The organism is Rhizobium bangladeshense (assembly GCF_017357245.1).
Lineage (GTDB): Bacteria > Pseudomonadota > Alphaproteobacteria > Rhizobiales > Rhizobiaceae > Rhizobium > Rhizobium bangladeshense.
Genome location: NZ_CP071612.1, coordinates 104,223 through 120,870 on the forward strand (window position 1 = coordinate 104,223; position 16,648 = coordinate 120,870).

The following is a 16,648-nucleotide window of genomic DNA, read 5'->3' on the forward strand; positions in this document are numbered from 1 at the left end:
ATAGAGCCTGCTTTCATCGTCACTTTACGAAAGGGCATGCCATGTTGACCCCCGTTCGTGCAGCGTCCAATGCGAGCTTTTCGTCTCAAGGTCAGACCGCCGCAATCGTTGCCGGGGGGCTCGGTCCATCAGTGATCGCCCCCGCACCCGTCAACGCGGTGGAAGCCGCCGACTTGAATCCCGCCATTGCCGGCAAGCTCAATATCCTGCTCCTTGCAGCGCGTGAGCGCATGGTCGAAGCCCTTTTCGATGTCATCGATGCGGCCGGCCGCTCGATCTCGCTCGATCGCGGCGAGGACGAGAGCAATCTCGCCTTCGCCGCCCGGCTCGCAGACGCCATCCGCGGGCTGCCGTCTGCGAGGATCGATGAGGCCGAACGCCAGTTGAGCGCGCAAGGGCACAGTCTGCCGCTTCGCATGATCGCCGCAGCCTTGAAGAACCCGACGGGGCCCGAGGCGGCACGTATCGTCGCCTATCTGGAAATCGTGCGTTACAGGGACCGCGATCTTGCCGCTCGCGCCGTCGTCCGATCCTATGGTCAGAACGACGCTTCGCCAATGCGCGCCGAGACCCGGCCCGAGATCCAGCTGCATGAAAACAGTCTGCCGGCGACGATCCGCCAGCCGGCGGAAAAGCAAGCTGCGCCCGCCGGCAACGGAACCGAGACCGCGCTGCTTGCGACAGCTGATGAAGCGGTTATGGCCGAAGCCGTTGAAGCGGCTGATCCTGAAGTCCCGCAGCCCGAAAATCGAATTCGCTCAGCTTTGGTGACAAAAGCTGAGGGTGCCCAGGAAAAGTCGGAAATTGAAGCCCGGCAATCGGTGCCAGCGGAGCAGGGTGCGGGTGACGACACGGTTGAGGTGACGGAGCCGACCGTCATTCAGCATGCAATGTCGGAAAAATCCGATCCTGTGATTCCCCGGAACTGGGCGGGAATCGCCGCCTCCATGACCGACGAGGTCTCCGAGATGATCGTCTCCATCATCCGTGAGCAGGACGTCGAAACCATCCTGGAGGATGGTCCTGTCGAGGCGGCGGTGGAGATCGATGCCATTCTCGACGACGTCGTCATCAGCGAAGCGACGGAGACCTTGACGAGACAGCCGGCGGATCTCGCCGCTGCCGATGCGCGACAGTCCGCAACGCTACATTCCCCGCAGATGGACACAGGGGCCACTGCTGCGACTGCCCGGCAGCCCAAAGAAATTGCCGCACAACCGCAGCTGATACCGCCTCCCGAAATGGCCGAGGCTTCTTATGTGCCGCTCGCGGCCAAGATGCCGGAGGGCTTGGCTTATGCCCAGCTGCCCTATCAGTTCGCCAAGGATACGGTGTCGAACGAAAAGGCCGGCGAAACGAGCCACCAGCATCACCATCACCACGAGGGAGCGCCGCAGGACGAGCAGCAGGCCAAATCCGGCGGCGAGGATCCCGAGCCCGACGCCGAAGCAGCCGAGGCGGCACCCGAGCGCAGGGTGCCGAGGATGATCGACGCCGAGCCGTCGGCGCATCAGCCGGACACGGCAGCAGATCCGGTCTACGCGCTTTATCAGCGCATGGTCGGCTGGGAATAACAAATTTCGATGCCTGAAAAGAAGAACCCGCCGGATTGCTCCGGCGGGTTCCCTATTTCAGAAATGACTGCGAGGCTTATTCGCCGCCGCGATTCTTGAGCGCGGCACCCAGGATGTCGCCGAGCGAAGCGCCGCTGTCGGACGAACCAAACTGGGCGACGGCTTCCTTCTCTTCCGCAATCTCCAGAGCCTTGATGGACAGCATGATCTTGCGGTCCTTCTTGGAGAAATTGGTGACGCGGGCGTCGACGACCTGGCCGACCGAGAAGCGCTCAGGACGCTGCTCGTCGCGGTCGCGGGCGAGATCGGCGCGACGGATGAAGGAAGTGATGTCCTCGTGGCTGACGAGCTTCACTTCGATGCCGCCATCGTTGATCGCGATGACTTCGCAGGAAACCACGGCATTCTTGCGCAGGTCGCCGGATGCGGCTGCTTCACCAACCGAGTCCTTGCCGAGCTGCTTGATGCCGAGCGAGATGCGCTCCTTCTCGACGTCGACGTCGAGAACGACGGCCTTGACGAGATCACCCTTGTTGAACTCCTCGATGACCTGTTCGCCCGGACGGTTCCAGTCGAGGTCGGAGAGGTGCACCATGCCGTCGACATCGCCGTCGAGGCCGATGAACAGGCCGAATTCGGTCTTGTTCTTGACTTCGCCTTCGACTTCAGTGCCGGCCGGATGGCTGCGGGCGAATGCTGCCCACGGGTTTTCCAGCGTCTGCTTGAGGCCGAGCGAAATACGGCGCTTGGACGGATCGACTTCGAGAACGACGACTTCGACTTCCTGGCTCGTGGACAGGATCTTGCCGGGGTGAACGTTCTTCTTGGTCCAGGACATTTCCGAGATGTGGATCAGGCCTTCGATGCCCGGCTCCAGCTCGACGAATGCACCGTAGTCGGTGATGTTCGTAACGGTACCGGAGATCTTCTTGCCTTCCGGATACTTGGCCTGGATGCCATCCCACGGATCGCTCTCGAGCTGCTTCATCCCGAGCGAGATGCGGTGGGTTTCCTGGTTGATACGGATGATCTGAACCTTGACCTGCTGGCCGATGTTCAGAATTTCCGACGGATGGTTCACGCGGCGCCACGCCATGTCGGTGACGTGCAGCAGGCCGTCGATGCCGCCGAGGTCGACGAACGCACCGTAATCGGTGATGTTCTTGACGACGCCGTCGACAACCTGGCCTTCTTCGAGGTTCTGAACGATTTCAGAACGCTGCTCGGCACGGGATTCTTCCAGAACCGTACGGCGCGAAACGACGATGTTGCCGCGGCGCTTGTCCATCTTGAGGATTTCGAAGGGCTGCGGGTTGTGCATCAGCGGGGTCACGTCGCGGATCGGACGGATATCGACCTGAGAACGCGGCAGGAAGGCGATCGCACCGTCGAGGTCGACAGTGAAGCCGCCCTTGACCTGGTTGAAGATCACGCCTTCGACGCGCTCGCCGGCTTCGAACTTGGCTTCGAGCTTGATCCAGCTTTCTTCGCGGCGAGCCTTCTCGCGCGACAGGACCGCTTCGCCAAGCGCGTTTTCGATGCGCTCGACATAGACTTCGACTTCGTCGCCGACCTTCAGCGAACCGTCTTTGGCGCGGGCGCCGAATTCCTTGAGCGCGATGCGGCCTTCAACCTTGAGGCCGACGTCGACAACCGCGACGTCCTTCTCGATGCCCGTGACGATGCCCTTGGTGACATAGCCTTCGGCCAGGTCGTTCTTGGCAAAGGACTCTTCGAGAAGAGCCGCGAAATCCTCGCGGGAGGGGGTAGCTACTGACATAAAATCTCCTGCGTGTCCTGAACTTTGGAATCGGACACGTGCGCGCCGGTTGGTTTGCGTTGAACGGGCCTGAACCCAGTCCGCCTTCTCTCACGAAGGCAATCCGGCGCTTGGACGGAACTTCAGGCTGCATTAAAGCGATCCATGCTTCTGAGCATGCAAAATCGCTTGAGTTTAGGCATTTCGGCTCAAGACCGCATCGATGATCGATTGAGCAGCTTGAAACGCGGCCTCTATACTCATTTCCGACGTATCAAGCAAGTGCGCATCATCAGCTGGTTTCAAAGGGCTGTCGGCCCGTTCCATGTCGCGCGCATCACGCCTTTTGACGTCCTCGAATATCGCCTCGAAATCCGCCGTCGCGCCCTTGCCGACAATCTCGTCGTAGCGGCGTCTGGCGCGCACCTCGGGCGACGCCGTCACATAAAGTTTCACCGGCGCATCCGGACAGACGACCGTGCCGATATCGCGTCCGTCGAGCACTGTGCCCGGCGCTCTTGCCGAAAACCGGCGCTGCGCCTCGACCAGGGCCCGGCGCACCGCCGGCATGACGGCGATCTTGGAGGCGGCCTCGCCGATCTCGTGTTGGGAAAGTATATCGCGATCCAGTCCCGCAAGTTCAACCTCACGCGCGATCTTTTCCGCTACCGCCTCGTCGTCGAGCGGCAGGCCGGCGTCGAGCAGCGCCTTGGCCGTGGCGCGATAGGTGAGGCCGGTGTCGAGATGGTGGAAGCCATATCGCTCGGCGATGCGGCGCGAAAGCGTGCCCTTGCCTGCTGCCGCCGGGCCGTCGATGGCGATGGTGAAACTCTTTGTTTCCATGGGATCAATCCTGCGATGATGCGCCGTCACGCGCGAAAGGGATTGCCTTGCGCAGAAGCGGCCGGAAGAGCTGGAAATTGGCGGCCGGCGGCGGCGCAGAACCTTGCATCGCGTAATCCTCTGTAACTGCAGGGCATTCTTCCAAAGCTTCCGCCTGGCGGGCGGCAGTCTTAACCCGCTTCCGCTACTGCCGCGGCTCGTTATCACAAACGCCATGAGCGGTCATCCGTCGGCAGGCGAAAACGCCCGCACTCAGATGATAAAGTTTGGCTTTGACATGGGAAGCCACAGCGATTAAGGGGACCGGCTTATAAATTCCGATGGAACGCCGGCTTGCACGGCATTTTGCCGAATCGCGGATTCGGCCATTCTCACGAGGCTTATAGTGGCGAAAGCGGAACTTGGAACCAAGCGCACCGATCCGGAAACCGGCAAGAAGTTTTATGATCTGAACCGGGATCCAATTGTTTCTCCTTATACCGGCAAGTCCTATCCCCTATCCTTCTTCGAGGAAACTTCGGCAGCCGCCGACGTTGCCGAGGAAGACGAGGTTGCGGAAGTCGATACCGAAAACACCGAAGTGGAACTGGTCTCGCTCGAGGATGCCGATGACGCTGCCTCTGGCGACGACATTCCGGATATGGGCGATGACGATGTCGAAATCGAAGGCGACGACGATGACGACACCTTCCTCACACCCGACGAAGACGACGACGATGACGACATGAGCGACATCATCGGCGTGACCGGCGATGAAGACGAAGTCTGATCAGACAAATGCCGGCCCGGATGACAAAAAAATTCCGGGTCGGATTTTTTAGGCTTGCTATCTGCGAAAACCGCAAGTAAGAAGCCGCCACTCCAGAGGAAACGCCCTCCGGAGCATCCCAGGACCGGCCACGCCGGACCGCCTTGATGGGGCTATAGCTCAGCTGGGAGAGCGCTTGCATGGCATGCAAGAGGTCAGCGGTTCGATCCCGCTTAGCTCCACCACGCTTCGCCCTTACGGGCTTCGCGTGGCGCAGCCGCGGGAAACCGTTAGGCCGAAGCAGTGCCCGGCAAAGCCCGAAGGGCGACGACGGGCTGAAACGCTGATGTGATACGTCTATATCCTCCGTAGCAGGAATATACCGGGTCTACCGCAGATCTGAAACAGCGCCTTTCTGCTCACAATGCCGGTAAATCAGCCCATACCGCCAAGTTCGCACCATGGAAGTTGCTTTGGTATTGCGCCTTTCCCGACAAGCACAACGCGCTTCAATTCGAAACTTATCTCAAATCGCATTCCGGCAGAGCTTTCGCCCGCAAGAGATTGGTCCAGCGGAACCCGGATCTAAATCGTCTCGCCAATCGGAAGACTGATTCTGAATGAGCGCTGGCGCGTGAGTACGTCAGAGGCTGGATCATGCGATGCTCTTGGAGCATTCGCAAAGAAAAGACTCTAACCGCGCCTGCGCCAACACCGGCAGGCCCCCCAGCCCGCCGGCGCCTTCCGCCTCACATCTCCACGATCGCCTCCGTCACCCGCTTCACCAGGGGCAGCACCAATAACAGTACGGGGAAAGCGATGACCCAGGAGAGCGCCCAGGCGGATGGCCACATGGCAAGTGCAGCCGTGGTCAGGCCTTGCGCTCGGACGATGCTGATCGCCGAGACGACCGATGTCATCAGCAGCGAGAGGATCAGCGGCATGACGATCATGTGGTAACGTTTGGGAAGTTTGGCTTTGGGCATATTTGGCTCCGTAAGATGCCGATCGAATAATCGCGCAGCGCCCGACCGGCGGATTGCGCGTTGATTGACGTAAACGCTTACGGAGCTTCAGTCTGAAGCGACGCCGTTTTATGATTGAAAACAGCCTGCCAATCAAGTCCCGCCCCACCAACCCTCCTTGCCAATTCCTCAAGGAAGAGGAGTTATCCTTCCTGCAGGAAACTCACCGATCCGGTTTCAGGACCCTCCGCCAATGACCAGAGCAAGACGCCGCCGTATCATCCGTACACGACGAACCATGACCGGGCTCGCCCTCGTCGGCTCAATTTCGTTTCTGGCCGGCATGACCGATGCGACCGGGCTGCTGCTGACCGGCGATTTCGTCTCGTTCATGACCGGCAATACGACCCGGGCCGCACTCGCGTTGAGCGAGGGTAATCTTTATCACGCGGCGGTGCTGATCTCGGCCATTCTCGTTTTCGTGCTCGGTAATGCAGCCGGAATCGTCATCGCCCATGTCTCCGAGCGCCGCATCTTCGTCGTGCTCGGCTGCGTCGGCCTCGTTCTGGCGCTCGCTTCGGTGACGACGGCTGAGAGTCTGATGCTGGCGCGGTTCTCCATGATTGTTTTCTCCATGGGCATGGTGAATGCCGCCGTCGAACATATCGAAGGCCTGCCGATCGGCCTGACTTATGTCACCGGCGCGCTGTCGCGTTTTGGGCGCGGCATCGGCCGCTGGATCATCGGTGATCGCCGTATCGAATGGACGATCCAGATCGTCCCTTGGGGCGGCATGGTGCTCGGGGCGATCGCCGGTGCTGTCCTGACGCGGCTGACCGGCGCCCATGCCTTGTGGCTGGTCGCCATCTTTGCCATGGCGCTGGCGATTGCCGCCATGTTCATCCCCCGGCCGCTTCAGCGGCGCTTCAACCAGAAGCTCGCGCCGCGGCGCCCGGCCGCTCTCCGCGGGAAATAAGGCATGTCGCGCAAGAATGTCCAGCGGTGCGGCAACGATCTGCGTAAAAGAACGACTAAGGCGCAAGGCGCGAATCTGAAAGACCGCGAGGCGCTTTAGAACCGTCGCGTTCCTGTTACCGTCGAATCGGATAGGAAGGGGCCGCCGCCCATCCTCAAGGAGTAGGTCTTGTTCGTCATTTCGAAACTTGTCTGGATTTTTGCCCAGCCGCTGTCGCTGGCATTCCTTCTCGTCTTCTTCACCCTCGTTGCCGGTCTTCTGCGCTGGCGTGCCTTGACTATCCTTGGCGCAAGCGGCGCCGCTTTCATTCTCTTCGTCACCCTCTACACCACCTCCGGCAACCTTCTGATGCAGGGTCTTGAGCAGCGCTTCGCGAAACCCGCTGGCGATCCCGATAGCCTGCAATGCATGATCGTGCTGGGCGGCGCGTTTGAAAACGAGGTGAATACGACGCGCCACGGGATCGAATTCAATGGCGGGGCCGACCGCTTCGTCGAAGCCCTGCGGCTCGCGCAGAAGTTTCCGCAGTCGCGCATTCTCGTGTCGGGCGGCGACGGCTCACTCTCAGGCGTCTACGAGGGCGACGCGGCGGCCTCCGAGCGCTTTTTCCCGCTTTTCGGTATCGGCAAGGACCGCCTGATCGAGGAGCGGCAATCGCGCACGACCTTCGAAAACGCCGTCAATACGAGGGAATTCCTGGCGAGCCAGGGGCTTTCCAATTGCCTGCTGATCACCTCGGGCTTCCACATGCCGCGCTCGGTCGGCATTTTCCGCAAGCTCGGAATCGATATCGTTCCCTGGCCGACCGATTACCGCACCGACGGTCAGGTGAGGCCGGGCCTGGATTTTACCCAGCCGAACCTCAATGCCCAGAATATGGCGACGGCGATCCGCGAATGGTACGGCCTAGTCGGCTATTATCTCGCCGGCCGGACGTCGGAGCTCTATCCGGGCTGAGCTACTTCTTGGAGATGGTGACGAATTTCGTGCCGCGCACGCGCGCCGTCACGATGCAGGGATCGCCTTGGGTGCGGTCGCAGAAACGCGGATGCATCTTCATCGCCAGCACCATATTGCCGAAGCGCTGGACGAAATCGTAGCCGTAGATCTGCGCCGTCGCGATCATGAAATAACCGCCTTCGGCAACCTGGAGATAGAAATTATAGGTGCAGCCGTCGTCGTTGCATTGCGGCCCCTTCTGCCCGTCGCAGGTCAGTTGACCCTCATTGACAACGGCGTCGACCAGCCCGTCATTGTTGATGTCCTGCCGGGTGACGAAGCCGTCGGCGAATTCGGCCGCCTTGCACTGTTCCTGGAAATGCGTCTTCTCGTAGATCTCGGGGTCGGAGATCAGCGATTGCTGACCGAAGGCGGCAGCCGGCATGGCGAGCAGCAGGACGATGTTGAGAACGGCGAGCACCAGCGCTTTCACGGGCTTTCCTCTTATGGATAAAGGCTCTGCAGCCTAGATCATGATGCCGAAAAGTGTGAGCGGTTTTCGGACGACATCATGCTCCAACTATTTAATTCAGAATGGGATTCAGATTTTGGGCCGACCCGGCCCAAAACCGTCCTGTTCTGTTGCATGCCGCCCAAAACTCCTGCAGCGGTTTCTGGATAACGACATGCATTGAATAAAGACTGATGCTTTATGGCCGCGCCGCCTTGCGCCGCCCTTGCCGCCATGGTTCTTTTCGGAAACTGTTCGCCGGTCCCGGGGTCCGCATGTCCTTGCTCGTCTATCTCGATTATGCCGGCATTGCGCTTTTTGCCGCAACAGGCGCGCTCGCCGCCTCGCGCAAGCAGCTCGATCTGATCGGCTTTCTGTTTTTCGCCATTGTGACGGGAACCGGCGGCGGCACCGTGCGCGACATCGTGCTCGGCCGCGTGCCGGTGTTCTGGGTGCTGAACCCCGCCTATATCCTCGTCTGCTGCATCATGGGCGTCATCGTCTTCTTCACTGCCCACCTGCTAGAATCGCGCTACCGCCTGCTGATCTGGCTGGATGCGATCGGCCTTGCCGCCTATTGCGTGCTCGGCGCCGCCAAGGGACTTGCCGCCACCGGCTCGCCGACAATCGCAATCGTCACCGGCACATTGACGGCGACCTTCGGCGGCATCCTGCGCGATTTGATGGCAAACGAACCTTCGGTGCTGTTGCGGCCGGAAATCTACGTGACCGCGGCTCTTATCGGCGCCGGAGTGTTCACGCTCGCCAATGCGCTGGGAATGCCGCTCTATCTGGCCTCGGGCTGCGGCGTCGTAGCGGCCTTTGCCGTTCGCGGTGGTGCTCTGTGGTTCGGCTGGACCTTTCCGATCTACAAACACCAGCCCGGCCGGCATCCGGACGATGTCATGTGAGGCGGCTGTGTATCAGCCTTGTTTGGCCCGCAGGCGGATCACCACGTCGACATGAGCGATTTCCATGCCTTCAGGCGGCTCCGGCAGATTGCCGATCGTCAGGTTGCTGACGGGAATGTCGAGCACCTCGTTTTCGCCTTCGATGAAGAAATGATGGTGGTCGGAAACATTGGTGTCGAAATAGGTCTTGGCGCTCTCGACGGCGAGAACGCGGATGAGACCGGCTTCGGTGAACTGGTGCAGCGTGTTGTAGACGGTCGCCAGCGAAACCGGCACGCCGGCGGCAACCGCCTCCTCGTGCAGTTCCTCGACGGTCAAATGCCGATCGCCCTTGGCAAACAGGAGATCGCCGAGCGCGACGCGCTGGCGCGTAGGGCGCAAGCCCGCGCCGCGCAGCCTTACCTCTATTGCGATCGGGGATGCACCCGTCATCAAGACCAACTCCGGATATTCCTGCATAAAGCAATCATGTTTCTCCAAGCGGTATAACTTTTGCGCCGGAGCCTTTCAATAGTTCAATGGGGACAAGAGCCTGCTAAACGCCGCAAAAAACGGGCTTTAGACGCAAATAGGTCTGGTCGCGGCCCTGGCCTTCCTGTATGCGACCACCAAATAATGGCGTAGGCCTGGTCCGGTACGATGAGTGAAGCTGCCTTGCTTGCGCTTCATTTTCTGAAGAACTTGGACTACACGTTCACATCCATCGGCTTCACGCGGGGGGGAAAAAGAATTTTATGACAACCAGACAGTCCAGCTTCTCGTATGAAGAACTCATCGCTTGCGCCCATGGCGAGCTGTTCGGACCCGGCAATGCGCAGCTGCCGCTGCCACCCATGCTGATGGTTCACCGCATCACGGAAATTTCCGAAACGGGCGGCGCCTTCGACAAGGGCTATCTCAGGGCTGAATACGACGTACGCCCCGACGACTGGTATTTCCCCTGCCATTTCGAAGGCAATCCGATCATGCCGGGCTGCCTTGGCCTCGATGGCATGTGGCAGCTGACCGGCTTCTTTCTGGGCTGGCTCGGCGAGGAAGGTCGCGGCATGGCGCTTTCAACAGGCGAAGTGAAATTCAAGGGCATGGTCCGGCCGCATACGAAGCTGATTGAATACGGTATCGACTTCAAGCGCGTCATGCGCGGTCGCCTCGTGCTCGGCACGGCTGACGGCTGGCTGAAGGCGGACGGTGAGACCATATACCAGGCGGCCGACCTTCGCGTCGGTCTATCGAAAGACAAGTCCGCCTGAAACCGCATTTCGAGCGGCTGACGAAAACAACAAAGGTTTGATCAGATGAGACGGGTAGTTGTCACGGGTCTGGGTATCGTTTCCTCGATCGGGAGCGACGCGGCCGAAGTCACCGAATCCTTGCGCGAGGCAAAGTCGGGTATTTCCTTTTCCAACGATTTTGCCGAACACGGCTTCAAGTGCCAGGTCTGGGGCAGTCCGAAGCTCGGCCCGGCGGAACTTGCGGATCTGGTCGATCGCCGCGCCATGCGCTTCCTGTCGCAGGGCGGCGCCTGGAACCATGTCGCCATGAAGCAGGCGATCGCCGATTCCGGGCTGGAAGAGAAGGACTACGCTCAGAACGAGCGCGCCGGCATCATCATGGGATCCGGCGGCCCGTCGACCCGCACCCTCATCGAGGCGGCCGATATTACCGTCAAGAACAAGAGCCCGAAGCGCATTGGCCCCTTCGCCGTGCCGAAGGCGATGTCTTCGACCGCCTCCGCCACGCTTGCGACCTGGTTCAAGATTCACGGCGTTAACTATTCTATCTCGTCGGCCTGCTCGACCTCTGCGCATTGCATCGGCAACGCAGCCGAAATGATCCAGTGGGGCAAGCAGGACGTGATGTTTGCCGGCGGCCACGAGGATCTCGACTGGACGATGTCCAATCTCTTCGATGCAATGGGCGCCATGTCTTCCAAATATAACGATACGCCGGATACCGCCTCGCGCGCCTATGACGTCAACCGCGACGGTTTCGTCATTGCCGGCGGCGCCGGCGTGCTGGTGTTGGAAGAGCTGGAGCGCGCCAAGGCGCGCGGCGCCAAAATCTATGCCGAAATCGTCGGCTACGGCGCCACCTCCGATGGCTACGACATGGTCGCTCCCTCGGGCGAGGGCGCTGTCCGCTGCATGCGCCAGGCGCTTTCCACCGTCAAAGGTGAGGTCGACTATATCAACACCCATGGCACGTCGACGCCGGTCGGCGACAGCAAGGAAATCGGCGCCATCCGCGAAGTGTTCGGCGCCAAGATCCCGCACATCCAATCGACCAAATCGCTGACGGGCCATTCGCTGGGTGCGGCCGGCGTGCAGGAATCGATCTATTCCCTGCTGATGATGCAGCAAGGCTTCATCGGCGAAAGTGCCCATATCACCGAACTCGATCCCGAATTCGAAGGCGTGCCGATCGTGCGCAAGCGTATCGACAATGCGAAGATCGACACCGCTCTCTCCAACTCCTTCGGCTTCGGCGGGACGAACGCCACGCTCGTCTTCCAGCGCTATAACGGATAATAACATGACTGGAATCATGCAGGGTAAGCGCGGCCTCATCATGGGCGTCGCAAACAACCATTCGATTGCCTGGGGGATTTCAAAAGCTCTCGCCGCACAAGGTGCGGACCTCGCCTTCACCTATCAGGGCGATGCGCTCGGCAAGCGCGTCAGGCCGCTTGCCGCCGAAGTCGGCTCGGATTTCGTGCTGCCTTGCGATGTCGAGGATATTGAATCCGTCGACGCCGTGGTCGACTCGCTCGGCGAGCGCTGGGGCAAGCTCGATTTTATCGTCCACGCCATCGGTTTCTCCGATAAGAACGAGCTGAAGGGCCTCTACGCCGATACCACGCGTGAGAATTTCAGCCGCACCATGGTCATTTCCTGCTTCTCCTTCACCGAGATCGCCAGGCGTTGCGCTCCGCTGATGGAGGGCAGTGGCGCGATGCTGACTTTGACCTATAACGGCTCGACGCGCGTCATTCCCAATTACAACGTCATGGGCGTCGCCAAGGCAGCGCTCGAGGCTTCGGTGCGCTATCTCGCCGCCGATTACGGCCCGCGCGGCATCCGCGTCAACGCGATTTCCGCCGGCCCGATCCGCACGCTCGCCGGCGCCGGCATCTCTGACGCACGCGCGATCCTCTCGTGGAACCAGCGCAACGCGCCGCTGCGCAAGACCGTGACCATCGATCAGGTCGGCAACTCGGCGCTCTACCTGCTCTCCGACCTCTCCGCCGGCGTCACCGGCGAGATCCACTTCGTCGATGCCGGCTTCAACATCACCTCCATGCCGACGCTGGACACGCTGCGCAAGGCCGACGTGGAATAAACTCATCCTAAACAAAAAGGCCGTGCGCAGGTGATGCGCACGGCCTTTTTGTTTTCGTCAACATGCGCCGGTGCCGGGCCGTCCCGCCTTATTTCTTCGCCCACAACACCTTAAAACGTGCATTGCGGCAGGTTTCGCCGCTTTCCTTGAAGTTCGCTGCCAAAACCGGCTCGTAAGGCAGGCCGCGATTGGCGACGAGCATCAGCCGGCCGCCGCCGCGAAGGGCGGAGGCGGCAGTCTTGATCATCGCTTGGCCAAGCGATGGCTCGGCGGCATGTGCTTCATGGAAGGGCGGGTTCATGATGACGAGATCGTATTTGTCCTTGACCGGCTCGCCCGCCAGATCGTGCCAGAAGAAGCGCACCGGCGCGTCTGGACAGTTCTCCGCCAGGTTACCCCGCGCTGCCTCCAAAGCTGCGTGATTGGCCTCATAGAGGTCAAGGCGGGCCATTCCGCGCGATCTCTGCGCCATCTCGACCGAGAGATAGCCCCATCCGGCGCCGAAATCGGCCACGTCGCCGGTAAAATCCTGCGGCAGGCGCGAGGCGAGAAGTTCCGATCCGGCGTCGATCCGGTCATGCGAGAACATGCCGGCTGCCGCATGGAAGCGATCGTCGACGCGCACCGGCGCCTTTGCCAGTCTGGAAATGACGTCGCCGGCCTCGGCCGGGCGGCCGAACCAGAAGGCGACGCCGTGATATTTCGGCATATGGTCGATGGCGAGGCCGAAAGCTTCCATACGCTTGCGCAAGGGCTGGACGCCGTCTTCCTTGGCGCCGGCGACGACGATGAGCCCACCGGCCCGCGTGCGGGCGATCGCGGCGGCGAGATTGGTCTCGTTCTCGCCCTTGTGCTTGGTGCAAAGCACAAGCGCCGCGTCATAATCCTCGCCCTCGATCTCAGGCGTCGCTTCGATCCGCTGAGCGAGGAGCTGGCGATAGAGCGGCCGGAAGCCCTGGACGGCGCTGAGCGAGGCGGCAAAACCTTCCGGCAGCGCAAAGCCTGCCTCGGCGCCGAGAAAAAGCACACGCTCGCCTTCGCCAGGCGCCTGGATCGTGCCGCTGGCAAAGGGATGGAACAGGGTCTTCAGCGTATCGCGGCTCATGGATCTCGTCTCATTTAGAATAGAAGAAGGGCGCGGAAGAATCCCGCGCCCGGAAAAGCTCTAAAGCTGGCAGACGCGGCTTATTCGGCCGCTTCTTCCTTCTTCTTCTCGTTCGGGATTTCCTGACCGGTGGCCTGATCGACGACCTTCATCGACAGGCGAACCTTGCCGCGTTCATCGAAGCCGAGCAGCTTGACCCAGACCTTGTCGCCTTCCTTGACGACATCCTGCGTCTTGGCGACGCGCTCGGAAGCCAACTGCGAGATGTGGACGAGGCCATCGCGGGCGCCGAAGAAGTTGACGAAGGCGCCGAAGTCGGCGGTCTTGACGACAGTGCCTTCATAGATCTGGCCGATTTCAGGTTCGGCGACGATCGAGTGGATCCACTTGCGGGCCGCTTCGATTTCCTTGCCGGAAGAGGAGGCGATCTTGACGGTGCCGTCGTCCTCGATATTGATCTTCGCGCCGGTCTTTTCGACGATTTCGCGGATGACCTTGCCGCCGGAGCCGATGACTTCGCGGATCTTGTCGACCGGGATGTTCATGACTTCGATGCGCGGAGCGAATTCGCCGAGCTGGCCGCGGCTCTCGGTGATGGCCTTGGACATTTCGCCGAGAATGTGGGCGCGACCGCCCTTGGCCTGGGCGAGAGCGACCTTCATGATCTCTTCGGTGATACCGGCGATCTTGATGTCCATCTGCAGCGAGGTAATGCCGTCGGCCGTGCCTGCGACCTTAAAGTCCATGTCGCCGAGATGATCCTCGTCACCGAGGATGTCCGAGAGGACGGCGAAGCGGTCGCCTTCCAGGATCAGGCCCATGGCGATGCCGGCAACCGGCTTTGCCAGCGGAACGCCGGCATCCATCAGCGCCAGCGACGTGCCGCAGACGGTTGCCATCGACGACGAGCCGTTGGATTCGGTGATTTCGGAAACGACGCGCAGCGTGTAGGGGAACTGCTCCGCCGACGGCAGCATGGGATGGATGGCGCGCCATGCGAGCTTGCCATGGCCGATTTCGCGGCGGCCCGGAGAACCCATGCGGCCGGTCTCGCCGACCGAGTAGGGCGGGAAGTTGTAGTGCAGCATGAAGTTTTCCTTGTACATGCCCGTCAAGGAATCGACATACTGCTCGTCTTCGCCGGTGCCGAGCGTGGCGACGACGATGGCCTGGGTTTCACCGCGGGTGAAGAGGGCCGAGCCGTGCGTGCGCGGCAGTAGACCGACTTCGGCAACGATCGGACGAACGGTCTCGAGGTCGCGGCCGTCGATGCGGCTCTTGGTGTCGAGGATGTTCCAGCGCACGATCTTGGCCTGCAGGTGCTTGAAGATCGCGCCGATTTCCTCGGCGGTGTACCGGGCTTCGCCTTCCTCGGGAAGGAAATGCGCCTTTACCTTGGCCTTGACGGCGTCGACGGCGGCGTAGCGGTCGGCCTTCTGGGTGATCTTGTAGGCTTCTCGCAGTTCGGTTTCGGCAAGCCCAAGCATTTCGCTTTCGAGCGCGGCATAATCTTCCGGCTGGAAGTCGCGCGGTTCCTTGGCGGCAACTTCGGCGAGCTTGATGATCGCGTCGAGAACCGGTTGGAAGCCCTTGTGGCCGAACATGACGGCGCCGAGCATGACGTCTTCAGGCAGTTCCTTGGCTTCGGATTCAACCATCAGCACGGCGTCATAGGTGCCGGCGACGATCAGGTCGAGGCTCGATTCGTCCATCTCGTCGAGATGGGGGTTGAGAACGTATTCGCCATTGATGTAGCCGACACGCGCGCCGCCGACCGGACCCATGAAGGGCACGCCGGAGAGCGTCAGCGCCGCCGAAGTGGCGACCATCGACAGCACGTCCGGATCGTTTTCAAGGTCGTGCTGGATGACGGTGACGACGACCTGCGTGTCGTTCTTGTAGCCTTCCGGGAAGAGCGGGCGGATCGGGCGGTCGATCAGGCGGGAAACGAGCGTTTCGTTTTCGCTCGGACGTCCTTCGCGCTTGAAATAGCCGCCGGGAATCTTGCCGGCTGCGTAGGTCTTTTCCTGGTAGTTGACGGTCAGCGGAAAGAAGTCCTGGCCGGGCTTCGGCGCCTTCGCCGAGACGACGGTGGCGAGAACGACGGTCTCACCGTAGGTGGCGAGAACTGCGCCGTCCGCCTGACGGGCGATCTTGCCGGTTTCGAGCTTCAGCGGGCGGCCGGCCCACTCAATTTCCACGCTGTGTGTATCAAACATATCTTGTCCTTCAATGCGGGAGCACGCGCCATCGCCGATATCGGGCGCAGCGCACAGTCGACCGCAATCAGTGTGACGTATCACGGGCAAGACAACGGGAGGCTTTTCATCAGCAGTTTCCCGAACGGAGAGTTCCTGAGAAACTTAGGCCAAAGCCTTGGAGAGCTTTGGCCGAAAGCATCCGGCAATCCTGCCCCATGACAGGTCAACGGTTGGTTTGGCAGAACCGGCCCATCCGGGTCTGCCGGTCGTTCCACCGCTTGAGATAGGGCGCGGGCGGAACATTTCATCAGGACCATTGTCCCGAAACGGATCCGGCGGACGCTCAAAAGCGCCCGCCGGACAGTTTTAGCGGCGGATACCCAGGCTGTTGATCAGCTTGGAATAGCGGCCTTCATCCTTCTTCTTGAGATAGTCAAGAAGCGAGCGGCGGCTCGAAACCATCGTCAGCAGACCACGGCGGGAATGGTTATCCTTCTTGTGGTCCTTGAAGTGTTCGGTCAGGTTGTTGATGCGTTCGGTCAGGATCGCGACCTGGACTTCCGGGGAACCGGTATCGCCTTCGGCAGTCGCATATTCCTTGATCAGCGCAGCCTTGCGCTCAGCAGTGATCGACATCGGATGTTCCTTTCTATGAGAGGAGAAGAAGTCGCCAAAAGCCGGGATGCCGTCCAGCTTTGGCCGTGAATGCGAGCAGGCGGACCTGACGCTGGCGCTGCCTATAAACCAAATATGCAGCGATGGAAAGAGGGGACTCCC

The 16,648-nt window shown here is 60.8% G+C and carries 16 protein-coding genes, 1 tRNA gene and 1 pseudogene; 10 read left to right on the forward strand and 8 right to left on the reverse strand.

Annotated features, from left to right (window positions below; translation table 11 throughout):
* Window positions 1-41: 41 nt before the first annotated feature.
* On the forward strand, window positions 42-1,574 hold the full coding sequence (locus J2J98_RS00485; RefSeq protein WP_207602058.1) for a hypothetical protein: 1,533 nt from the start codon (window positions 42-44) through the stop codon (window positions 1,572-1,574).
* A gap of 76 nt (window positions 1,575-1,650) precedes the next feature.
* On the opposite strand, the gene rpsA is transcribed toward J2J98_RS00485, so the two are convergent.
* The gene (gene rpsA, locus J2J98_RS00490) at window positions 1,651-3,354 is read right to left on the reverse strand and encodes a 30S ribosomal protein S1 (RefSeq protein WP_064707527.1); all 1,704 of its coding nucleotides are present in this window, start codon (window positions 3,352-3,354) and stop codon (window positions 1,651-1,653) included.
* A 174-nt stretch (window positions 3,355-3,528) separates the two neighbouring features.
* Entirely contained in the window at window positions 3,529-4,176 is a 648-nt protein-coding gene (gene cmk / locus J2J98_RS00495; protein ID WP_138394474.1) for a (d)CMP kinase, read from the reverse strand.
* A gap of 385 nt (window positions 4,177-4,561) precedes the next feature.
* Here cmk and J2J98_RS00500 point away from each other — a divergent pair, with 385 nt between their 5' ends.
* From J2J98_RS00500 to J2J98_RS00510, 3 genes and pseudogenes are all read left to right on the forward strand, one after another.
* Window positions 4,562-4,945, forward strand: coding sequence for a TIGR02300 family protein (locus J2J98_RS00500; RefSeq protein WP_064707529.1), 384 nt, complete (start codon window positions 4,562-4,564; stop codon window positions 4,943-4,945).
* Between the two features lie 148 nt (window positions 4,946-5,093).
* Window positions 5,094-5,169: transfer RNA gene (locus tag J2J98_RS00505), tRNA-Ala, on the forward strand.
* Window positions 5,170-5,296: 127 nt separating this feature from the next.
* Window positions 5,297-5,548: pseudogene (locus J2J98_RS00510) on the forward strand (GIY-YIG nuclease family protein); the annotation flags it as partial.
* A 125-nt stretch (window positions 5,549-5,673) separates the two neighbouring features.
* Here the strand turns inward: J2J98_RS00510 and J2J98_RS00515 are convergent.
* The gene (locus J2J98_RS00515) at window positions 5,674-5,910 is read right to left on the reverse strand and encodes a DUF2798 domain-containing protein (RefSeq protein ID WP_207602059.1); all 237 of its coding nucleotides are present in this window, start codon (window positions 5,908-5,910) and stop codon (window positions 5,674-5,676) included.
* Between the two features lie 232 nt (window positions 5,911-6,142).
* Here J2J98_RS00515 and J2J98_RS00520 point away from each other — a divergent pair, with 232 nt between their 5' ends.
* Complete coding sequence (locus J2J98_RS00520; protein WP_207602060.1) at window positions 6,143-6,865, forward strand: YoaK family protein; 723 nt, start codon at window positions 6,143-6,145, stop codon at window positions 6,863-6,865.
* 168 nt (window positions 6,866-7,033) lie between these two features.
* The gene (locus tag J2J98_RS00525; protein ID WP_207602061.1) at window positions 7,034-7,822 is read left to right on the forward strand and encodes a YdcF family protein; all 789 of its coding nucleotides are present in this window, start codon (window positions 7,034-7,036) and stop codon (window positions 7,820-7,822) included.
* 1 nt (window position 7,823) lies between these two features.
* On the opposite strand, the gene J2J98_RS00530 is transcribed toward J2J98_RS00525, so the two are convergent.
* A complete protein-coding gene (locus J2J98_RS00530) occupies window positions 7,824-8,297 on the reverse strand; it encodes a hypothetical protein (protein ID WP_207602062.1) in 474 nt (157 codons plus the stop codon).
* Between the two features lie 293 nt (window positions 8,298-8,590).
* Between J2J98_RS00530 and J2J98_RS00535 the strand changes: the two genes are divergently transcribed.
* Window positions 8,591-9,226 (forward strand): trimeric intracellular cation channel family protein, encoded by a 636-nt coding sequence (locus J2J98_RS00535; RefSeq protein WP_064707861.1) that lies wholly within the window; start codon window positions 8,591-8,593, stop codon window positions 9,224-9,226.
* Between the two features lie 12 nt (window positions 9,227-9,238).
* On the opposite strand, the gene irrA is transcribed toward J2J98_RS00535, so the two are convergent.
* Window positions 9,239-9,658, reverse strand: coding sequence for an iron response transcriptional regulator IrrA (irrA, locus tag J2J98_RS00540; RefSeq protein ID WP_064707862.1), 420 nt, complete (start codon window positions 9,656-9,658; stop codon window positions 9,239-9,241).
* 302 nt (window positions 9,659-9,960) lie between these two features.
* Here irrA and fabA point away from each other — a divergent pair, with 302 nt between their 5' ends.
* The 3 genes from fabA to fabI are packed head-to-tail and all read left to right on the forward strand — an operon-like array spanning window position 9,961 to window position 12,565.
* A complete protein-coding gene (fabA, locus tag J2J98_RS00545) occupies window positions 9,961-10,476 on the forward strand; it encodes a 3-hydroxyacyl-[acyl-carrier-protein] dehydratase FabA (protein ID WP_064711871.1) in 516 nt (171 codons plus the stop codon).
* Window positions 10,477-10,521: 45 nt separating this feature from the next.
* Window positions 10,522-11,754, forward strand: a complete 1,233-nt coding sequence (gene fabB, locus J2J98_RS00550) for a beta-ketoacyl-ACP synthase I (protein WP_207602063.1) — start codon at window positions 10,522-10,524, stop codon at window positions 11,752-11,754.
* Between the two features lie 4 nt (window positions 11,755-11,758).
* The gene (fabI, locus tag J2J98_RS00555; protein ID WP_064711869.1) at window positions 11,759-12,565 is read left to right on the forward strand and encodes an enoyl-ACP reductase FabI; all 807 of its coding nucleotides are present in this window, start codon (window positions 11,759-11,761) and stop codon (window positions 12,563-12,565) included.
* 88 nt (window positions 12,566-12,653) lie between these two features.
* On the opposite strand, the gene J2J98_RS00560 is transcribed toward fabI, so the two are convergent.
* From J2J98_RS00560 to rpsO, 3 genes are all read right to left on the reverse strand, one after another.
* On the reverse strand, window positions 12,654-13,670 hold the full coding sequence (locus J2J98_RS00560; protein ID WP_138394454.1) for a class I SAM-dependent methyltransferase: 1,017 nt from the start codon (window positions 13,668-13,670) through the stop codon (window positions 12,654-12,656).
* Window positions 13,671-13,750: 80 nt separating this feature from the next.
* Complete coding sequence (gene pnp, locus J2J98_RS00565) at window positions 13,751-15,889, reverse strand: polyribonucleotide nucleotidyltransferase (RefSeq protein WP_064707539.1); 2,139 nt, start codon at window positions 15,887-15,889, stop codon at window positions 13,751-13,753.
* Between the two features lie 348 nt (window positions 15,890-16,237).
* Window positions 16,238-16,507, reverse strand: coding sequence for a 30S ribosomal protein S15 (gene rpsO, locus J2J98_RS00570; protein WP_009997779.1), 270 nt, complete (start codon window positions 16,505-16,507; stop codon window positions 16,238-16,240).
* Between the last annotated feature and the right edge of the window lie 141 nt (window positions 16,508-16,648).

Coding starts and splice junctions, on each gene's coding strand:
- J2J98_RS00560 (WP_138394454.1), bottom strand. CDS start 13,670: ATGAGCCGCGATACGCTGAAGACCCTGTTCCATCCCTTTGCCAGCGGC.
- J2J98_RS00485 (WP_207602058.1), top strand. CDS start 42: ATGTTGACCCCCGTTCGTGCAGCGTCCAATGCGAGCTTTTCGTCTCAA.
- J2J98_RS00535 (WP_064707861.1), top strand. CDS start 8,591: ATGTCCTTGCTCGTCTATCTCGATTATGCCGGCATTGCGCTTTTTGCC.
- fabA (WP_064711871.1), top strand. CDS start 9,961: ATGACAACCAGACAGTCCAGCTTCTCGTATGAAGAACTCATCGCTTGC.
- J2J98_RS00515 (WP_207602059.1), bottom strand. CDS start 5,910: ATGCCCAAAGCCAAACTTCCCAAACGTTACCACATGATCGTCATGCCG.
- cmk (WP_138394474.1), bottom strand. CDS start 4,176: ATGGAAACAAAGAGTTTCACCATCGCCATCGACGGCCCGGCGGCAGCA.
- J2J98_RS00520 (WP_207602060.1), top strand. CDS start 6,143: ATGACCAGAGCAAGACGCCGCCGTATCATCCGTACACGACGAACCATG.
- fabI (WP_064711869.1), top strand. CDS start 11,759: ATGACTGGAATCATGCAGGGTAAGCGCGGCCTCATCATGGGCGTCGCA.
- rpsA (WP_064707527.1), bottom strand. CDS start 3,354: ATGTCAGTAGCTACCCCCTCCCGCGAGGATTTCGCGGCTCTTCTCGAA.
- pnp (WP_064707539.1), bottom strand. CDS start 15,889: ATGTTTGATACACACAGCGTGGAAATTGAGTGGGCCGGCCGCCCGCTG.
- fabB (WP_207602063.1), top strand. CDS start 10,522: ATGAGACGGGTAGTTGTCACGGGTCTGGGTATCGTTTCCTCGATCGGG.
- rpsO (WP_009997779.1), bottom strand. CDS start 16,507: ATGTCGATCACTGCTGAGCGCAAGGCTGCGCTGATCAAGGAATATGCG.
- irrA (WP_064707862.1), bottom strand. CDS start 9,658: ATGACGGGTGCATCCCCGATCGCAATAGAGGTAAGGCTGCGCGGCGCG.